Below are 390 nucleotides of genomic sequence, written 5' to 3' on the forward strand. Positions count from 1 at the left end.
TAATAATGGCGAAACAGTTATTAATGAGTCTATGAATAGAACTGTAAAGTTTGATATTAGCGGTACTGTTGAATTAAATATTAAAAATCCAACTAATTATACACTTTATAAATATTTTTTATATGATAAAAATGGTGCTTTTTTACGCTATGGCGAAGTAAAAAATGGAATGAGTATAAAGCATATTGGCAAAATTGCTTTTCAAACTGCCAAAACTGGTTTTGGAAAAATGGGAGAAGATGTTGCAACGACAAAATCAAATTTTATTTTTACATCATATATTTCAACTACAGACAAAATAGACATTATTGAAGATGAATTAAAATTTCTCAAAGATAGAATGTTAGTTGATATTGACTTGACTGTAACATATGGAAAATATAAGATCGG

At 26.7% G+C, this 390-nt stretch carries 1 protein-coding gene; it reads left to right on the forward strand.

The features are described 5' to 3' along the window. Positions 1-31: 31 nt before the first annotated feature. Positions 32-390 (forward strand): hypothetical protein (locus D9V42_RS15185; protein ID WP_158593198.1); only part of this gene is annotated, 359 nt, incomplete at its 3' end.

This window comes from Staphylococcus pseudoxylosus (genome assembly GCF_003697915.1).
GTDB lineage: Bacteria > Bacillota > Bacilli > Staphylococcales > Staphylococcaceae > Staphylococcus > Staphylococcus pseudoxylosus.